At 59.0% G+C, this 17308-nt stretch carries 13 protein-coding genes; 11 read left to right on the top strand and 2 right to left on the bottom strand.

Annotated elements, in window-relative coordinates; translation table 11 throughout:
- Window positions 1-27 precede the first annotated feature (27 nt).
- From hisS to EP166_RS05665, 9 genes are all read left to right on the top strand, one after another.
- On the top strand, window positions 28-1341 hold the full coding sequence (gene hisS, locus EP166_RS05705) for a histidine--tRNA ligase (RefSeq protein WP_127555801.1): 1314 nt from the start codon (window positions 28-30) through the stop codon (window positions 1339-1341).
- A gap of 85 nt (window positions 1342-1426) precedes the next feature.
- On the top strand, window positions 1427-2068 hold the full coding sequence (locus tag EP166_RS05700; RefSeq protein ID WP_127555800.1) for a YfgM family protein: 642 nt from the start codon (window positions 1427-1429) through the stop codon (window positions 2066-2068).
- Entirely contained in the window at window positions 2068-3222 is a 1155-nt protein-coding gene (locus EP166_RS05695) for an outer membrane protein assembly factor BamB (protein WP_127555799.1), read from the top strand. Before EP166_RS05700 ends, EP166_RS05695 begins: the two co-directional genes overlap by 1 nt.
- A 109-nt stretch (window positions 3223-3331) precedes the next feature.
- Window positions 3332-4738, top strand: a complete 1407-nt coding sequence (gene der, locus EP166_RS05690) for a ribosome biogenesis GTPase Der (protein ID WP_127555798.1) — start codon at window positions 3332-3334, stop codon at window positions 4736-4738.
- The gene (locus tag EP166_RS05685) at window positions 4695-5390 is read left to right on the top strand and encodes a hypothetical protein (protein WP_127555797.1); all 696 of its coding nucleotides are present in this window, start codon (window positions 4695-4697) and stop codon (window positions 5388-5390) included. The genes der and EP166_RS05685 overlap by 44 nt, the downstream gene beginning before the upstream one ends.
- Entirely contained in the window at window positions 5380-5946 is a 567-nt protein-coding gene (locus EP166_RS05680; protein WP_127555796.1) for a gamma-glutamylcyclotransferase, read from the top strand. The genes EP166_RS05685 and EP166_RS05680 overlap by 11 nt, the downstream gene beginning before the upstream one ends.
- Window positions 5947-5974: 28 nt before the next feature.
- Entirely contained in the window at window positions 5975-6664 is a 690-nt protein-coding gene (locus EP166_RS05675) for an ABC transporter ATP-binding protein (protein WP_127555795.1), read from the top strand.
- The gene (locus tag EP166_RS05670; RefSeq protein WP_220432485.1) at window positions 6661-9159 is read left to right on the top strand and encodes an FtsX-like permease family protein; all 2499 of its coding nucleotides are present in this window, start codon (window positions 6661-6663) and stop codon (window positions 9157-9159) included. Before EP166_RS05675 ends, EP166_RS05670 begins: the two co-directional genes overlap by 4 nt.
- A complete protein-coding gene (locus tag EP166_RS05665; RefSeq protein WP_127555794.1) occupies window positions 9159-10268 on the top strand; it encodes a lipocalin-like domain-containing protein in 1110 nt (369 codons plus the stop codon). The genes EP166_RS05670 and EP166_RS05665 overlap by 1 nt, the downstream gene beginning before the upstream one ends.
- Before the next feature lie 264 nt (window positions 10269-10532).
- Here the strand turns inward: EP166_RS05665 and xseA are convergent, their stop codons facing one another.
- On the bottom strand, window positions 10533-11858 hold the full coding sequence (gene xseA / locus EP166_RS05660) for an exodeoxyribonuclease VII large subunit (RefSeq protein WP_127555793.1): 1326 nt from the start codon (window positions 11856-11858) through the stop codon (window positions 10533-10535).
- Window positions 11859-12258: 400 nt separating this feature from the next.
- Between xseA and guaB the strand changes: the two genes are divergently transcribed.
- Both guaB and guaA read left to right on the top strand, forming a co-directional pair.
- Window positions 12259-13728 carry an IMP dehydrogenase gene (guaB, locus tag EP166_RS05655; RefSeq protein WP_127555792.1) on the top strand — a complete coding sequence of 490 codons (1470 nt, stop codon included), beginning with the start codon at window positions 12259-12261 and terminating at the stop codon, window positions 13726-13728.
- Between the two features lie 83 nt (window positions 13729-13811).
- Window positions 13812-15389, top strand: a complete 1578-nt coding sequence (guaA, locus tag EP166_RS05650; RefSeq protein WP_127555791.1) for a glutamine-hydrolyzing GMP synthase — start codon at window positions 13812-13814, stop codon at window positions 15387-15389.
- 34 nt (window positions 15390-15423) lie between these two features.
- On the opposite strand, the gene EP166_RS05645 is transcribed toward guaA, so the two are convergent.
- Window positions 15424-16638: a hypothetical protein gene (locus EP166_RS05645; protein WP_127555790.1), complete on the bottom strand. Its 1215-nt coding sequence runs from the start codon at window positions 16636-16638 to the stop codon at window positions 15424-15426.
- Between the last annotated feature and the right edge of the window lie 670 nt (window positions 16639-17308).

Here is a 17308-nt window from a genome sequence, read left to right as displayed (position 1 = left end):
GAACGCATTGATTGAGGGAGAGTAAGGTTGTCCACATTACAAGCCATCCGTGGCATGAACGATATCCTGCCGGAGGCGAGTCCGGTCTGGCAGTACCTTGAAGGCCAGATCAAAACCGTTTTGGGCCAATACGGCTATCGTGAAATTCGCATGCCGGTGGTTGAACCAACGGCGCTGTTCAAGCGCGGCGTGGGCGAGCATACCGATATTGTTGAAAAGGAAATGTACACCTTTGAAGACCGCGGTGGCGACAGCCTGACACTGCGTCCCGAAGGTACGGCCGGTTGCGTCAGGGCGGCGTTGCAGCATGGCTTGCTGCACAACCAGATACAGCGTCTCTGGTACAGCGGTGCCATGTTCCGTTACGAGCGTCCGCAGAAAGGGCGTTACCGCCAGTTTCATCAGATAGGCGCTGAAGTTTTTGGCGTGGCCACACCGGATATCGACGCCGAATTGATTCTGGTCAGCGCGCGCCTACTGAACAACCTGGGCCTCGGCGACCATGTCACCCTGAACCTGAATACCCTGGGCAGTTCCGAAGCCCGTGGTCGCTATCGCAAAGCGCTGGTCGATTACCTGGAGACGGTGAAAGAGCAACTTGACGAAGACAGCCAGAACCGGTTGTACAGTAATCCGTTGCGGATACTCGACAGCAAATCGGAAAGCACTCAGAAGCTGCTGGACAGCGCGCCCAAATTCGATGCCTACCTGGACGACGACTCGCGACTGCACTTCCAGAGTTTGTGCACCCGGCTAGACAGCGCCGGCGTCCGCTATACCGTGAACCCACGGCTGGTACGCGGGCTCGATTATTACTCACAGACGGTGTTTGAGTGGATAACCGACAGCCTGGGTGCCCAGGGCACCGTCTGCGGTGGTGGCCGGTACGATGGCCTGGTGCCCATGCTGGGTGGTAAGCCGACCCCGGCGGCCGGGTTTGCCCTGGGGGTTGAGCGGCTGCTGTTGATGCTGGAGACGCTCAAGAAGATACCGGCTGAGGTGTTTGAGACCGTCGATGCCTATTTGATCATGGCCGGTGATCTTGCCGAAACCCAGGGCCTGGCGCTGGCCGAAACGCTGCGCACCGAAGTGGGCGGGTTAAGGCTGATCTCCCATTGCGGTGGTGGCAGTTTCAAGAGCCAGATGAAGAAGGCCGACAAGTCCGGTGCTCGCTGGGCGCTGATTCTGGGTGAAGACGAAGCCGCAGGCAGTCAGGTGACCGTCAAATCCTTACGCGACGACGCACCGCAGCAAACCCTGGCGCAGGGGGAACTGGCGAACTGGTTGATGAATCAGTATGGTAGCCAGTCGCAACACGCGGTTACGCACGCACAATCATAAAACAGACCCTCCGGCAGATGCCGGAGAACCGGGTGCCAGGGGTTCAGGTTGAACCACCTCGCATCCGCCAGAGGAGAAAGACAGGGTGTACGATACCGAACAGGAACAGATTGAAGCGATTAAACGCTGGTGGGCAACCTACGGCAATGGCGTTATTGGTGGCATTCTGGTGGCACTGATCGCCTACTTTGGCTGGTTGTATTACAGCAACTCGGTACAGGCCAAACAGGAAGCGGCCTCGGGCATGTACATCACCCTGATGGAGCTGGTGGATGACACCAGCAGCGATGCCGGTGAACGACTCGCCCTCGCACAAACGCTGAAGTCTGATTTTCCAGACACCACCTACGCCGTTTACGCCGCGTTTCAAGCGGCCAAAGAAAAAGTAGAGCAGGGTGATTTGGCCGGTGCTGAAGAGGAATTGAGCTGGGCTGTCGACAACAGTGATGCGCTGTTGTCACCCGTGGCTCGGGTTCGACTGGCGCGGGTTCAGTTTGCTCGGGATAATACCTCTGCCGCACTGGCGACGCTCGATAGCGTTGAGTCCGAGGGGTACGAGCTGGTGATCAACGAACTGCGTGGCGACATTCACAGCGCCGATGGCGATGCTGAAGCTGCCCGCGAAGCTTACCGTCTGGCCTATGAGCAGGCTCAGCAACAAGGTGTGGAAAGCCCTTACCTGAAAATGAAGCTGGATGATCTGGCTGCAACGACGGACGACGCTTGATGCGGCTGACTGCGATACTGACACTGGTCGCCAGCCTCACGCTGGTTGCCTGTTCGTCGGGCCCCCTGCGGGAAGCGCCTACGCCGCTGCCTGAAGAACGGCCCGAAAAGGCCCGGCTGACGATCGACTGGTGGCATATCCTGGTCGACTTCTACACCGAAGTGCCGTTGAACCGGATTACGCCAACGGTCACAGACCAGGGCATTCTGACGGCATCGCCACTGGGCGAAATTGTTTTGTTGAACGAGCGCGGCCGGTTCATCTGGCGCCACCAGGTGGCCGACCAGATCGTGTCGCCGGTGGCAGCCGATGATCGCAATATGGTCGTCGTGACCGGCAATGGTGATTTGCTGATGCTCGACTGGGATGGTGAGCCGGTCTGGCGCAACCCACTCAGTGCGCTGGCAACCGAAGCACCGGTATTGCTTGATGACCGCATCATCGTGCAAACCACTGACGGCCGCGTGACAGCGCTCGAGCGAAATACGGGTCGGGCTCTCTGGGCCTATCAGGATGTCGAGCCGAGCCTGACGGTGACCGGCACCGCTGCTCCGGTTGTGGTCAATGACTGGGTGGTCACTGGCCTGGCCAACGGCAAGCTGGTTGCACTGAATATAAACGATGGTTCGCCCGAGTGGGAGTATCGTCTGGCACGCGCCTCGGGTAAGACCGATGTCAGCCGACTGGTCGACGTTGACGGCTCCATTACCGTGGTCGATGGGTATATTCTGGCAGCGGGCTATCAGGGTGATATGCTGGTCATCGAAGCTGATTCTGGCCGAGTGGTAGCGACCAAGCCGTTTTCCACTTACCGGGCGATCGTTGCCGGTGAACAATACTGGTATGGCGTGAACGATCAAAGCCACGTCATCGCCATGGACCCACAAACGCTGGAACCGGTCTGGACTCAGGAGCAGTTTACCTACCGACGCCTGACCGAAGTGGTTGAGTGGCCGGGGCAAAACGCCCTGGCCGTTGCCGATGGGGCTGGTTTCGTTCATGTTCTGGATGCCCAGTCCGGTGAATGGCTGGTCTCTCAGCCGATCGACTGGACCGGTATTTACACTGCACCGGTACCGTTTGGTGATCGCCTGTTGCAACAAGGCAACAGCTCGCGCATCAAGATGATGAGTTTGCGCCGGCGCGATCAGTAGCGGCCACCGGGTGCGACCCGTGAAAACGTGACTAAAATACGAACCGCGAGGCCAGAATTGGTCTCGCGGTTTCTTGCATTAATAGCCTGTAGAGGCACTGGAAGACATCATGATCCCTGTAATTGCCCTGGTCGGGCGACCCAATGTGGGTAAATCGACCCTGTTTAACCGCTTTACCCGTACCCGGGATGCCCTGGTGGCCGACTGGGCGGGCCTGACGCGTGACCGTAAATACGGTGATGGCAAGTTGGGTGAGCGCCCCTTTATTGTCATCGATACCGGTGGTATCAGTGGGTTTGAGCAAGGGTTGGACGCCAAAATGGCCGAGCAGAGTCTCGCTGCCATTGAAGAGGCCGATGTCGTTCTGTTTATTACTGATGCCCAGGCTGGCGTGACCGCGGCAGATAATCATATTGCCCAGCATTTGCGTAAAACCGACAAGAAAACCGTGCTGGTGGTGAACAAGACCGATGGGCTGGATACCGACGTGGTGCTTGGTGATTTTCACGAGCTAGGCCTGTCGACCGATCCCTTGCCGATTGCCGCCGCCCACAACCGGGGCGTGCGTTCGTTATTGGAGCTGGCCCTCGAAGACTTCCCCGAGCCCGAACCCATTGAGGGCGCTGAAGACGACGAGCACGATAACATTCGGCTGGCCATTGTCGGGCGCCCGAACGTGGGTAAATCGACGCTGATTAATCGTATTATGGGTGAAGACCGGGTCGTGGTGTATGACCAGGCTGGCACCACCATGGACAGCATCTACATTCCCTACGAGCGCGACGGCCAGGCCTATACCCTGATCGACACCGCCGGTATTCGCCGCCGGCGCAGTGTGTCCGAAGCCGTTGAAAAGTTCTCCATTGTGAAAACCCTGCAGGCCATTCAGGACGCGAACGTCGTTGTGCTGGTGCTGGATGCTCGTGACGGCCTGGTCGAGCAGGACATGCACATGCTTGGCTTTGTGCTGGAATCGGGTCGTGGCCTGGTGGTCGCCATCAACAAATGGGATGGCCTCAGCGAAGACGAGAAAAAGAAGATCAAGGAAAGCATCGACCGGCGCATGCCGTTTCTGGATTGGGCCGACATGCACTTTATCTCGGCCCTGCACGGCACCAACGTCGGCCATCTCTACAAGTCGGTTGATCTGGCCTACCACTCGGCGCGGCGCAAATGGAGCACCAACCAGCTGACCACCATCATGCAAGGGGTGATTGAACTGCACCAGCCGCCGATGGTGCGCGGCCGGCGTATCAAACCCCGCTATGCGCACCAGGGTGGTTCAAACCCGCCGATTATCGTGATTCACGGTAACCAGTTGGGCGATTTGCCGGGCAGCTACAAGCGGTATCTGGAAAACGCCTTCCGCAAGGCGTTGAAAGTACGCGGCACGCCGATCCGGTTTGAATTCAAGGTGGGCGAGAACCCCTACGCCAACAAGCCTTCAGGCTTTGGTCCCAAGGGTGGACGCGGTGGCAAGCAAACGACCAAGAAAACTCAGCGCGCTCGTCGCTAGCAGCCTGGCGCTGCTGAGTCTGGCGCCGGCGGCTCTGGCCGACGCGCCGGTTCAGCTGGAGCACTGCTACGAGGAGCTTGCCGTGCTCAGCGAAACCCCGCTGCGCACGCTCGACCGCTATCCCCGCTACCTGTTGCAACGCCACCAAGCCTTGCCCGGCGGAGAAAACTCTGTAGAGCTAGCCGCTTGTGAATCCCGGCTTTCAACGCTGGTGACCGAAAACCGGCAACTGCATCCGGGGCTGCTGAACCAGCTGTGCAGTCAGTCGGAACGCGTCCCACGGGACTACGCTGGCCTGCAAACCTACCTGATGGGCATTCCCTCCCTGCAGTGCGAAAGCCGCTGGTTTGATGCACTCACACCGACCCAGTGGCAGCAACTGCAACCGCAGCTGGCGCGCATCAACAATCTGGAACACGACTGCACCCGGGCGCTGGAAGCGCTGGCCCGGGGCGGGCGGTTGCGTGAGCAACTGGCTCAGACCACCGGTCGATTAATCAACCTGTCACGCCGGGTGTTTACTGCCCAGTGGCGAACCACCCTGGCTGGCTTGCCGGATGATGTCGCTGCGGCACTGGTCGAACGCGAGCAGCAGCTCGACCAGTGTGAACGCTTGCTAACGGACCAATTGGCGGCCGCCCATGTCGAATGACACCATCGCTCTGAATCAGCAGAACACGCCGCTCGATCACCTGGAAGACGTCTGGTTGTTCGGCTATGGCTCCTTGCTGTACAAAGTCGACTTTCCGTATCTGGAGTGCCAGCCTGCGAGTATCCGCGGTTGGGCACGCCGCTTCTGGCAAGGTTCGCACGATCATCGTGGTACGCCGGAAGCCCCCGGCCGAGTGGTCACACTGATCAAAGCACCCAATGCGGTTTGCCACGGTTTGGCCTATCGAGTAACGCCCGATACCTTTGCGCATTTGGATTTGCGGGAGAAAAATGGCTACCTGCGCTTTTTTACGCCCATGACGTTCAGCGACGGCCAGCAGGCAGAAGGCCTGGTTTATGTGGCCAGCGACACCAATGCTGCCTTTCTGGGGCCGGACTCACTGACCGGGATGGCGCGCCAGATCGCCCATAGTCACGGGCCGTCCGGTGCTAATGCCGAGTACTTGCTAAAACTCGACGAAGCCCTGGCAGAACTGGGCGCCAGTGATGCCCACGTGGCCGAACTGGCCATCCAGGTCAGGCAACTGCTCGAATAACCTTGTTTATCGAATGCCGGTGAGGCCCATGCTCAGACTCAACCAGGTCGTCAAACACTTTGCCCAGCCCGATGGTGAGGTCAGGGTGCTCAGTGGCGCCAGTTTTCACCTGCCGGCCGGACGCTCGGCTGCATTACTGGGCGAAAGTGGCAGTGGCAAAAGCACTCTGCTGCATCTGGTCGCGGGGCTCGATACGCCCGACTCCGGTGAACTGGTCATTGATGGGCACAGTAACCTGAGCATGAGCGCCGGCGACTGGAACCAGTTGCGACGTGACCGGCTCAGCCTCATCTTTCAGCAATACCATCTGGTACCGACCCTGACGGTGCTCGATAACCTTCAACTGCAAGCCCGGCTAAGCCAGCGCCTCGACCCGGTGTTTCGCGATCATTTGATTGACCGGCTCGGCCTGGGCGACCTGACCCGCTGCTTGCCACACCAGCTCTCCGGTGGGCAACAACAGCGGGTTGCCATTGCACGGGCCCTGCTGCACCGTCCTGCCCTGGTATTGGCGGATGAGCCCACCGGCAATCTCGATGAAGCCACCAGCGAACGGGTGATGGGTGTACTGGTTGAGCTGGTGCGTGAAACCGGCAGCAGCCTGTTGATGGTCACCCACAGTGCCCACATGGCCAGCTTTCTGGATGAACAGTGGCGCCTGCAACATGGCCAGTTGCATCAGCAACATGAGCCGTACAATGGGGAGCCTGCCCTGTGACCGGGACACTGACCCGGCTGTTGCGCGTTCTGATCACCCTGCTGAGTCATCACCGCCGGCACCCGTTGCAGACCCTGTTTCTGCTTACCGGGCTGGTAACCGGGGTGGCGCTCTGGTCAGCGGTTCAGGTTATCAATGCACATGCCCGCGCCAGCTACGCCGAAGCCGATCAGGTACTGGGGGCTCAGGCCAGCCACTGGGTGCGGTCTGGCAGTGGGGCAGGGGTGTCGTTGGACGATTACGTCAACCTGCGCCGCCAGGGCTGGCGTTCGGTCTTCCCGATTCTGGAACAGCGCCTGACCACTGCCGACCAGTCGGTCATTAATCTGATTGCAACCGACTTGTTGGCGTTACCGGATGAAGAGAGTGGTACGGCGACCGGGTTACCGGCCGGTGGTTGGATGCAACTGGTTACTCCGCCTCATGAAGCCTGGTATCCGGAAGCTCTGGCTCAGCAACTGGGTCTGGAGGACGGTGACCGGCTGACCCTGAATTCGGGTAGGGCATTGCCACCGGCCCGGGTATTTAGCCGCGAACAGCAGGGCTTGCGAGTCTTTATGGACGTCGGTGCGGCGCTGACCCTGCTTGAGCGGTCTCACCTCAGCTATCTGGTCGTGGCTGAGCTGCCTGGCGATGCCGCTGCCCGGCTTAGCGAAGATCTGGCGGCCCTGAACCCGGATCTGAGGCTGATCGCCAATCAGCAACGGCTTGATTTGACCGAGCTTACCCAGAGCCTGCACACCCAATTGGCGGCAATGAGCTTGTTGTCGTTTGCGGTGGGGCTTTTTATCGTGTTCAACGCCGTGCGGTTTTCGCTGTCGGCGCGCCGGCATACGCTGACCACCCTGCGGGAACTGGGGGTCAGTCAGCGTTTGCTGCTGGGCGCGATTGCCCTGGAAACCCTGGCAATGAGCGTAATCGGAACCTTGGGCGGGTTGGGGCTCGGGTATGGCTTGAGCCAGCTGCTGTTGCCGTCGGTCGCCGCGACGCTGCAAAACCTCTACGGTGCCGTTCTGGATTACACCTTGCTGGTGCAACCGATTACGGTGCTGCAAGCCTGGTTGCTGACTTCGGCTGGCCTGGTGCTGGCATTGGCCTGGCCTCTGTGGCGCCAGGCGCAGAGGTCGCTGCAGGATCAGCGCGACGAACCGTCGCAATGGCAGCAGGATCAGCGCGCCCGGGGCCGGCTGGCGCTGGGCAGCCTGGTACTGGCCTTGCTCGCCCTGGGGCTCTATTTCCAGCTTAATTCCATTGCCATGGGTTTTACCGTGCTGGCGTTGATTCTGTTTGCCGGGGCCGGCCTATTGCCCTGGACGGTTGCGTTGATCTTGCGAGGGGTGCAACGGGCATTGCCGGACTCGGCCTGGCGTTTGAAGTGGGCTTGCGGCGAGGGGCTGGCGCAACTGGGGACCTTGCGCACGGCGCTGATGGCGCTGTTGCTGGCGCTGACCGCCAATTTCGGCGTCGATTCACTGGTCGACTCCTTCCGTACTTCGCTTAGCGACTGGCTGCAACAACGCCTGGCTGCCGATCTGTTTGTGCAAAGCGATACCCTTGATATCGACGCCTTACTGGCGAACCCCGGCGACTGGCTGGTCGAGTCGCACCGCCGTAATGGTTTAACCGTGCGCTGGCAAAACCGGCCTACTCAGATTCGCGGCCTGAACACTGAGACCTCCGACACCCGGGCATTGCCCTTGGCCGCTAAAACAGACCGGTCATCTGCCTGGTTCGACGGCGACCCGGGCGTTGTGCTGGCCAATGAACAGGCGCGCTATCTGGCGGGCATTGAACTGGGTGACACCGTACAGATACCGGTGGGCGAGCAAACCGTGGCCTTTGAAGTGGTGGGTTTCTATCACGATTACGGCAACCCGGCGTACCAGTTTTATTTGCCGTACCAGCGTGTCGCCGAACTGTGGCCGAACGCCGGTGAGCAGGGCCTGGGGCTCTGGCTCAGTGACGAGGATGATGCCCTGGCCAGCGCCGAAGCGGCCCTGGTGGCAGCCGGTGCCCGACCCGGCGACTGGACCCGGCGCGAGGATGTGCTGGCCATTTCCCTGCGCGTGTTCGACCGCACCTTCGCCATGACCGCCGCCATTAATGCCCTGACCTTTACCGTGGCCGGCATCGCGCTGCTGGCCTCGTTGCTGGCTATTCACCAGCAACGCCTGCCCAGTTACGCTCACTGGCGCAGTATGGGGGTAAGTAACCGGGAGTGGCTGTTGATAGCGGGGCTGCCGCTCGGCATCGGGCTGCTGGTCACCTGGCTGTTGTCAATTCCGCTGGGCACCTTGCTGGCCGGCTTGCTGATCTACGACCTCAATGTGCTGAGTTTCGGCTGGACCATGCCGCTGATCTGGCAATTTGAACCGGCCCGGTCATTGTTCTGGCTGACGTTGCTGGTGGCCGGCTTTACCTTTGCGCTCAGCGCCGTGCAGGCGCGGCTGAAGTTGCCGCAGGCACTGAAACACCTGGGAGAGGATGCCGCCTGATGGGATTTTTTCGATTAACCTGTGTCGTGGTGCTGTTCAGTGTCGCCGCTCTGGTAACGGCCGAAAGCCGGGACACTGACCCCAGTGCCGCCCTGGATATCATGCGCGCCAGTGGCGAAGGCTACCAGACCGCCCAGCCCGGTCAGCCGATCCGCTTTCCCGAAGATCACCTGGCACATCCGGATTACCGCATTGAGTGGTGGTACCTGACCGCCAATCTGACCGATGCCGAGGGCCGCCCTTACGGCGTGCACTGGACCATGTTCCGCACCGCACTGCGGCCCGGCAGTGACGCTGAGGGCTGGACCAGCAACCAGATGTGGATGGCCCATTCGGCGATACATACCCCCAGTGGTCATGACTACGAAGAGCGGTTTGCCCGCGGTGGAATAGGGCAGGCAGGCGTAGGCATAACGGATGAAGGGCGGTTTGATGCCTGGCTGGATGACTGGCAATTGCTGGGCACAAGTGATTCGCCCGTTCCGGGCAGCCTGACCACCACGGTCAATGAGGTAACGCTGACACTGAACTGGCAGGCGGAACAGCCCTGGGTGTTGCATGGCGATAACGGCTTCAGCCAGAAATCCGGTCAGGGGCAGGGCAGTTACTACTACAGTCAGCCGCGATTACAGATTACCGGCCAGGTAACGATCGAAGGCACTTCAACCCCGCTGTCGGGCGAAGGCTGGCTCGACCGGGAGTGGAGTTCACAACCGCTGGCATCGGACCAGTTGGGCTGGGACTGGTTTTCACTTCAGTTTGACGACGGTGCATCGCTGATGGCGTTTCATCTGCGTCAGGAAGACGACGGGCCCTATGTGCGGGGCACCTGGATCGATGCTGACGGTCAATCGCGGTCGCTTGAAGAAGGTGACCTGGTGGTTGAGCCGCTAGAGTGGGGTGAGGTGGTCGTGGCCCAGGGCGAAGACGCCCGAAAATCCCTGCCACTGGTCTGGCGAATTGAATTGCCCGGTCAGGATGCCCGCTGGACAGTCCGGGTGCGTGAGGCTGATAGCTGGCTGGCGACGCTGGTGCCCTATTGGGAAGGGCCGGTTAGGGTTGAAGGCAGTTCCGGCGGGGTTGGGTATTTGGAGATGACTGGGTATTAGGAGTTCCAGTTCCGGAGTTCGGATACCTTGAGTGGCAAGCGTCCGCGTCGGCTACCAGTGGCGTCTCTACGGGGTCGGCGTGAATCCGTCCATGGAGCCTAGACCGCATGATATGAATCCCCTCCATGGGATTCACCCTTCGGGCTCGCTGCGCTCATGCTAAAACGCTCCCGGCGTTTTAGTCCATGTTGAGGACTTTCCCGCAGAGGCACCACTGGCACCCGCCGCTCGTACTGTGCGAACTCCGAAACTGGAATCAGGAGTCTATTCCACCCGACTGGTCAAGGTACCATCACGCAGCAGGGTGGTGATCCGATCTCCGCTTTTGGTCTGACTGGCCTGTTGGATGACCTGGCCATCCTCCGCCCGGGTAATGCTGTAGCCGCGTTCCAGGGTATTCAGCGGTGACAGGGTGTTCAACTGGCCAGCCAGGGTGGCCAGTTGCTGCCGGCGCGGCTTCAGCTGTTCCAGGCCGAGCCGCTGCAACCGCTGACGCCACTGGCTCAAACGCTGTTGATCGGTTTTCAGCCGCGCCAGCGGGCTGGCCCGGTGCAGTCGTTTTTCCAGCGACTCGAAGCGTTGTGTGCGCAATTTCTGTTGGTTCTGTAAGGCATGAACCAGGCGCCGTTCGCGGTCGTCGAGCCGTTGCTGCCATTCGCGCAGCAGAGTGCCCGGGTCGCGCAGACGCTGGCGCAGATGCGATAGCCGCTGTTGTGCATGCTGGCTGATGTTCAGCCAGCGCCGCACCAGTTGGTCGCGCCGATGGCTGATCTGGCCATACAGGTCGGCCTGGTCCGGGCTGACCAGTTCGGCCGCCTGCGACGGGGTCGCGGCCCGCACATCGGCGACAAAATCACTGATCGACACATCCACTTCATGGCCAACGGCCGAGACAATGGGCAGACGTGACGCAAACACCGCCCGTGCCACACCTTCGTCGTTAAAACTCCACAAATCTTCGAGAGAACCGCCGCCGCGCCCGACGATCAACACATCGACCTGATTCAGCCGGTTGGCGGTTTCGATGGCGTTGATGATCTGACCGGGGGCGTCGGCACCCTGTACCTGAACCGGGTACAGGATCACGCTGATCGCCGGAAAGCGGCGTTTTAGCACCGTCAGAATATCGTGCAGGGCGGCCCCGGTGCGGGAGGTAACAATACCGACGCGGTGAATGACCGCTGGCAGGGGTTGCTTGTGCTCGGGCGCGAACAGCCCTTCGCGCTCCAGTTTCTCTTTCAGTTTGAAAAACGCAGCCTGTAGAGCGCCTTCGCCCTCCGGCTGAATGCTGGAGACAATGATTTGGTAGTCGCCGCGGCCCTCATAGAGGCTCAGCTTGCCACGCAGCAGCACCTGGTCGCCTTCTTTGGGCTTGTATGTCGAGCGTGCCAGTACCGATTTGAACAGGGCGCAGCGAATCTGGGCGCCCTGATCTTTCAGCGTGAAATACATATGGCCCGACGCCGGGCGGGAGACGTTGGACAACTCACCCGTGACCGGTACAGCCGGGTACTGGGTTTCCAGCAGAAATTTCACCTGGCGGTTAAGCTGGCTGACGGTCAGGGGGGCGTTTGGCTCGGCAAGGCTCATGAACAATGGAATCCGAAGGCGGGTCTTACCAGGCAAAACCACCCTCTGACAGGGCGTGAACAGGCGAGTGGTCCATGCGCAAAGTTCTGTCACTGTTCACTGTGCCAGCAAGCCCAGAGCTTCGTTGTCAAACCTTGAAATAGCGGTGCTATTCCGGCGGCTTTCCGCCTCGCTCTGAACTTCCTGGCGTCGTTCCTTAATAACAGAACTTCACGCATGGACCACTAGACAGGCCGGAAAGAACCCGGTGCATTTACCGCGACCGCATTAAGGTACGGTATATAAGCGCGTTATTTAACCACAAAACTTTGTTTGCAGGCAAAACTGGTTATAATGCCGCCGCAACTCGGACCTGATGCTAGTCAGGTCGTTTCCCACACACCCCGGAGGGAAGTCCACCATGTTGCGTATTGCCGAAACCGCCCTAACCTTTGACGACGTCTTGCTTGTGCCCGGATATTCCGAGGTTCTGCCCAAGGACGTTACGCTTAAAACTCAGTTAACCCGCAACATCAATCTGAACATTCCCCTGGTCTCCTCTGCAATGGATACCGTCACCGAAGCGCGCCTGGCCATTGCCATGGCCCAGGAAGGTGGCATTGGCATTATCCACAAAGCCATGACCATTGAGCAGCAGGCCCAGCAAGTTCGGCTGACCAAGAAATTCGAAGCCGGCGTGGTGCGCGACCCCATCACCATCGACAAATCGGCCAGTGTGCGCGAATTGCTGGCGCTGACCCGGGAGAACAACATCTCCGGTGTTCCGGTGATGGAAGGCAACGATCTGGTCGGCATCGTTACCAGCCGTGATGTCCGGTTCGAAAAAAACCTGGATGCCCGCATTGAAACCGTCATGACCGGCCGCGACCAGTTAGTCACGGTTAAAGAAGGGGTCAGCCCCCAGGAAGTCCGCGATCTGTTGCATGAATACCGTATCGAGAAGGTGCTGGTTGTTGACGACGATTTTCAGCTGCGTGGACTGATGACGGTCAAAGACATCAATAAAGCCGAAGCCTATCCAAACGCCTGCAAGGATTCCGATGGCCGCCTGCGCGTCGGCGCTGCTGTCGGCACCGGTCCGGAAACACCAGACCGGGTAGACGCTCTGGTGCGTGCCGGCGTCGATGTTATCGTGGTGGATACCGCCCACGGTCACTCAAAGGGTGTGATCGACCGCGTACGCTGGGTTAAGGAAAACTACCCGCAGGTTGATGTCATCGGCGGCAACATTGCGACGGCTGACGCCGCTCTCGCCCTGGCGGAAGCCGGAGCAGACGGCGTAAAAGTGGGCATCGGCCCGGGCTCCATCTGCACCACCCGTATCGTCGCTGGCGTCGGTGTGCCGCAAGTGTCTGCGGTTGCCAATGTGTCTGCCGTGTTGCGTGATAAAGGCATTCCGGTCATCGCCGATGGCGGTATCCGGTTTTCCGGTGACCTGGCCAAGGCCATTGTCGCCGGTGCCTCGGTCATCATGGCCGGCAGCATGTTCGCCGGTACCGATGAATCCCCGGGCGAGGTGGAGCTATTCCAGGGCCGTGCGTATAAGAGCTATCGTGGCATGGGGTCCATTGGCGCCATGGGTCAGACCCAGGGGTCGAGTGATCGCTATTTTCAGACCGTTGAAAGCGGCGTAGAGAAACTGGTTCCCGAAGGTATTGAGGGTCGTATCGCCGTAAAAGGCCCGTTGCACGCCGTTGTGCACCAACTGATGGGCGGGCTTCGTGCGTCCATGGGTTATACCGGCTGTCGTACCATCGAAGAGATGCGCACCAAACCGGAGTTCGTGCAGATCACCGGGGCGGGCATTAAGGAATCTCACGTTCATGATGTGCAGATCACCAAAGAAGCGCCGAACTACCGGGTCAGCTAAACCCGATTCACGAGCGGCCCGCGGGCCGCTTTGTTGTTTACTACGTATCAAACCTCATTCAGAACAACCAGCCGGAACCCGCCATGAGCCACCTCGACATTCATGCCCAGAATATCCTCATTCTCGATTTCGGATCCCAATACACCCAGTTGATCGGCCGCCGCGTGCGCGAGATTGGGGTGTATTGCGAAATCCGTCCGTACGACATGACCGATGATGAAATCCGCCAGTTCAACCCGAACGGCATCATCCTCTCCGGTGGTCCGGAATCGGTTCATGCCAAAGATTCTCCGCGCGCGCCCCAGGCTGTGTTTGAACTGGGTGTGCCGGTGCTGGGCATTTGCTATGGCATGCAGACGATGGCCGAACAACTGGGCGGCTCGGTGATTGGCTCCAAAGAACAGGAGTTCGGCTACGCCGAAGTCCAGATCGATACCGCGTCAAGGCTGCTTGAGGGTCTGAGTGACAAAACCTCAAACGATCGGAACTTTCTGGATGTGTGGATGAGCCATGGCGACAAAGTCAGTGCCATGCCCGACGGCTTCTCGCTGATGGCCTCGACCCCAAGCTGCCCCATTGCCGGTATGGCTGACGATGAACGTCGCTTCTACGGTGTGCAGTTCCACCCTGAAGTGACCCACACCCTGAAAGGCCTGGACATTCTGGAGCGTTTCGTGCGCACCCTGTGCGGCCTCGATGCGCTCTGGACACCCGCCAACATCATCGACGATCTGGTCGATAAGGTGCGTGAACAGGTGGGCAGCCAACACGTGTTGCTCGGTTTGTCCGGCGGGGTCGATTCTTCTGTCGTAGCGGCCTTGCTGCACAAAGCCATTGGTGAACAGCTTACCTGCGTATTCGTCGACAACGGTCTGTTGCGTAAAAGCGAAGGCGACCAGGTCATGGCCACCTTTGCTCGCGAAATGGGCGTTAAAGTCATTCGCGTTAACGCCGAAGAGCGTTTCCTGAACGCCCTGGCCGGCGAAGCCGACCCGGAAAAGAAACGCAAGATCATCGGTCACCAGTTTATTGAAGTGTTCGACGAAGAAGCCTCAAAAATTCACGACGTCGCCTTCCTGGCCCAGGGCACGATCTACCCGGACGTCATCGAATCGGCTGCTTCAAAAACCGGTAAGGCGCACGTGATAAAATCCCACCACAACGTGGGTGGCTTACCGGACGACATGGCGTTGAAACTGGTTGAACCACTGCGCGAATTGTTCAAGGATGAAGTGCGTAAAATCGGTCTCGAACTCGGCCTGCATTACGACATGGTCTACCGCCACCCCTTCCCGGGCCCGGGTCTGGGCGTGCGCATTCTCGGCGAAGTGAAGAAAGAATACGCCGACCTGCTGCGCGAAGCCGACGCCATCTTCATCGAAGAGCTGCACCGTGCCGACTGGTACCACAAAACCTCACAGGCCTTTGCGGTGTTTCTGCCGGTTAAGTCAGTGGGCGTCGTTGGTGACGGTCGTCGTTACGAATGGGTCATCGCCGTACGCGCCGTTGAAACTATCGACTTCATGACCGCCCGCTGGGCGCACCTGCCGTATGAAATGATGGAGCGGGTGAGCAACCGGATCATCAATGAAATATCCGGTGTCTCTCGTGTGGTGTATGACATTTCCGGCAAGCCACCCGCGACCATCGAGTGGGAATGAGCCACTGCATTCATTAGTGAGAGCGGTGCCCCGTTCAATAAGCGCAAGCACCGCAGGTAAACCCTGCGTCTAAATCTGTGCAGGAACTCAATACGCCGGCATCGGTGGCATTGGGGTAGTTGACCGAGCAAGAGCCGCCTTCTGTAAATGACGAATTGGTCAGCATTTCACAGGATTCTCGCGGGTAGTCATTAAAGCAAATAGTGCCGATGCCCACATCCTGGTCGTCGTCGTAAGGGGCGCTGACGCTGGACTCGTATGTGGATGTTTGTCCTTCATTGTCTTCAACCAGAAATTGCCAGCTGGCACCTGAGGTGCAAGGTATGTTCGAGATCGTAACCGGATCCCGGCGGTGTGCAGCCCGGCTGGCATACCAGAGTGATTCAGGTGCGTCCATGATCAGTTCGACTGGTGCCTGGCCGTCTATTGTGTAGCGGAAGGTTGGTTTTTTGGACAGATAACCATCGACATCTTCGGAGGTTATTTCGAATGACAGAAACCAGGTATCCATGCTGTCTCTGCAGATTCCCTGAGTGACTTGGCTTTTTCGATAGACTTTCGGGGGCAGGTTGGTGACCGTATTTGCGGTCAGGTAAATAAGATCGGTACAGGCAACATAGGTGACGTCGGGGTCAGCGTCATACACCCGAATACGCCCGCTATAGTTGTCGCCTTCAATGCTAATATAATAGGTGTTGGATTCGGTGCCACCTTTGTGATCACCGTTCAGATCGAAGGCGTATTCAGTGCCATCTTGATCGGTTATTTGTCCGGTATAGCGCACGCCGTCACCCACGTTTGTTGTTTGGGTCTGAACGGTGGCGCTGGTCCATTCACGGCCAGCAGAGCAGGTGTTGGCGGAGGTTGTGAATGCGTAGCTGGAAGCGAGGTCCGGGCTGGGCAATGTCGCCAGGGTAGTGTCCAGATGAGCTTTGGCCGCAGCGGTGCTTTTGAGGGTCAGACCAAGCCCGTTTAATTCCTGTTGAATTGCGAGGTCGTCCGTTAAGTCCAGATCCGACGCAAGGTCGGCGGCCTCTTCAATCAGTTGAATGCCATTGTCTGGATTATTATCACCATCGAGCGTTTGAAGCAGGCGGGCTATGTTAAGGGCGAGTTCGTCGTCACTGGTATAGGCGCTGGCCAACTCCAGCGGAGTCAGTGTAGCCTGACCAGGGTGGGCGCCAAGAGCAAGGTCACCCAGGTAAAAGGCTACTTGCTCACCGGGTTCATATCGGAATGTACCGTTCACATCCGTCTTTCCTGATCGGGTCGGGGTGACGTAGCTTACCCCCTGGACCGCACTGTCGAGAAACTGACCGCTCAGTGCCGTGTCCCCGTCCGAATCACCACCATCGCTCCCACCACCGCCTCCGCAAGCGCCTAATAAGGGGAGGGCAAGTAAACACAACAGGTAGGGAGACTGTCTCATATGAAAACGGCTCTTTATGGCTTATGGTCAGTGTTTTGGTTAATTAATACCCGAAAGTTACTGCAATAATATTAAGGGTGTCAAACGCTCGTTGAACCCTGTTCACTTTTGATGAGCGGGCCATGACAATGACCGTGGTGGTTACTTGTGCAACTGGATTTCAGCCGGTTAAAGGCCGGTCCAGGCAGCATGCTTTTCTTCAGCGTTTGCCACGAGTAAGGGTGCTGATCCGGTGCGAAGATGAAGTGACCTTCATTTTGGCCGGGTGGGCATCTGTTATCGCCCTAGCAGGCACCTGGTTCACCGACGTGGCTGATAGGATGGCAAATCGTACCCGAATCGGAGCGGCCACCGCTCGATCCGGTTTTGCTGGGCGCTGCCACATCGCTCGGCAGTTCTGTTTTCTCGGTCACGGCGGCCCGGTATGGCCATGCTGAATTGGCTGTGAGCCATGCGCTGGGCGGTATTGCGGTGCAGGCCTTCTTCCTGG

Source organism: Saccharospirillum alexandrii (genome assembly GCF_004000275.1).
Lineage (GTDB): Bacteria > Pseudomonadota > Gammaproteobacteria > Pseudomonadales > Natronospirillaceae > Saccharospirillum > Saccharospirillum alexandrii.
Note: the sequence above shows the minus strand (reverse complement) of the source record. Positions and strands in the feature narration are given on the sequence as shown.

Excerpts from the sequence above, each read along its gene's own strand:
- EP166_RS05675 (WP_127555795.1), top strand. The coding sequence starts at position 5,975 with ATGCTCAGACTCAACCAGGTCGTCAAACACTTTGCCCAGCCCGATGGT.
- EP166_RS05665 (WP_127555794.1), top strand. The coding sequence starts at position 9,159 with ATGGGATTTTTTCGATTAACCTGTGTCGTGGTGCTGTTCAGTGTCGCC.
- guaB (WP_127555792.1), top strand. The coding sequence starts at position 12,259 with ATGTTGCGTATTGCCGAAACCGCCCTAACCTTTGACGACGTCTTGCTT.
- xseA (WP_127555793.1), bottom strand. The coding sequence starts at position 11,858 with ATGAGCCTTGCCGAGCCAAACGCCCCCCTGACCGTCAGCCAGCTTAAC.
- EP166_RS05680 (WP_127555796.1), top strand. The coding sequence starts at position 5,380 with ATGTCGAATGACACCATCGCTCTGAATCAGCAGAACACGCCGCTCGAT.
- der (WP_127555798.1), top strand. The coding sequence starts at position 3,332 with ATGATCCCTGTAATTGCCCTGGTCGGGCGACCCAATGTGGGTAAATCG.
- guaA (WP_127555791.1), top strand. The coding sequence starts at position 13,812 with ATGAGCCACCTCGACATTCATGCCCAGAATATCCTCATTCTCGATTTC.
- EP166_RS05695 (WP_127555799.1), top strand. The coding sequence starts at position 2,068 with ATGCGGCTGACTGCGATACTGACACTGGTCGCCAGCCTCACGCTGGTT.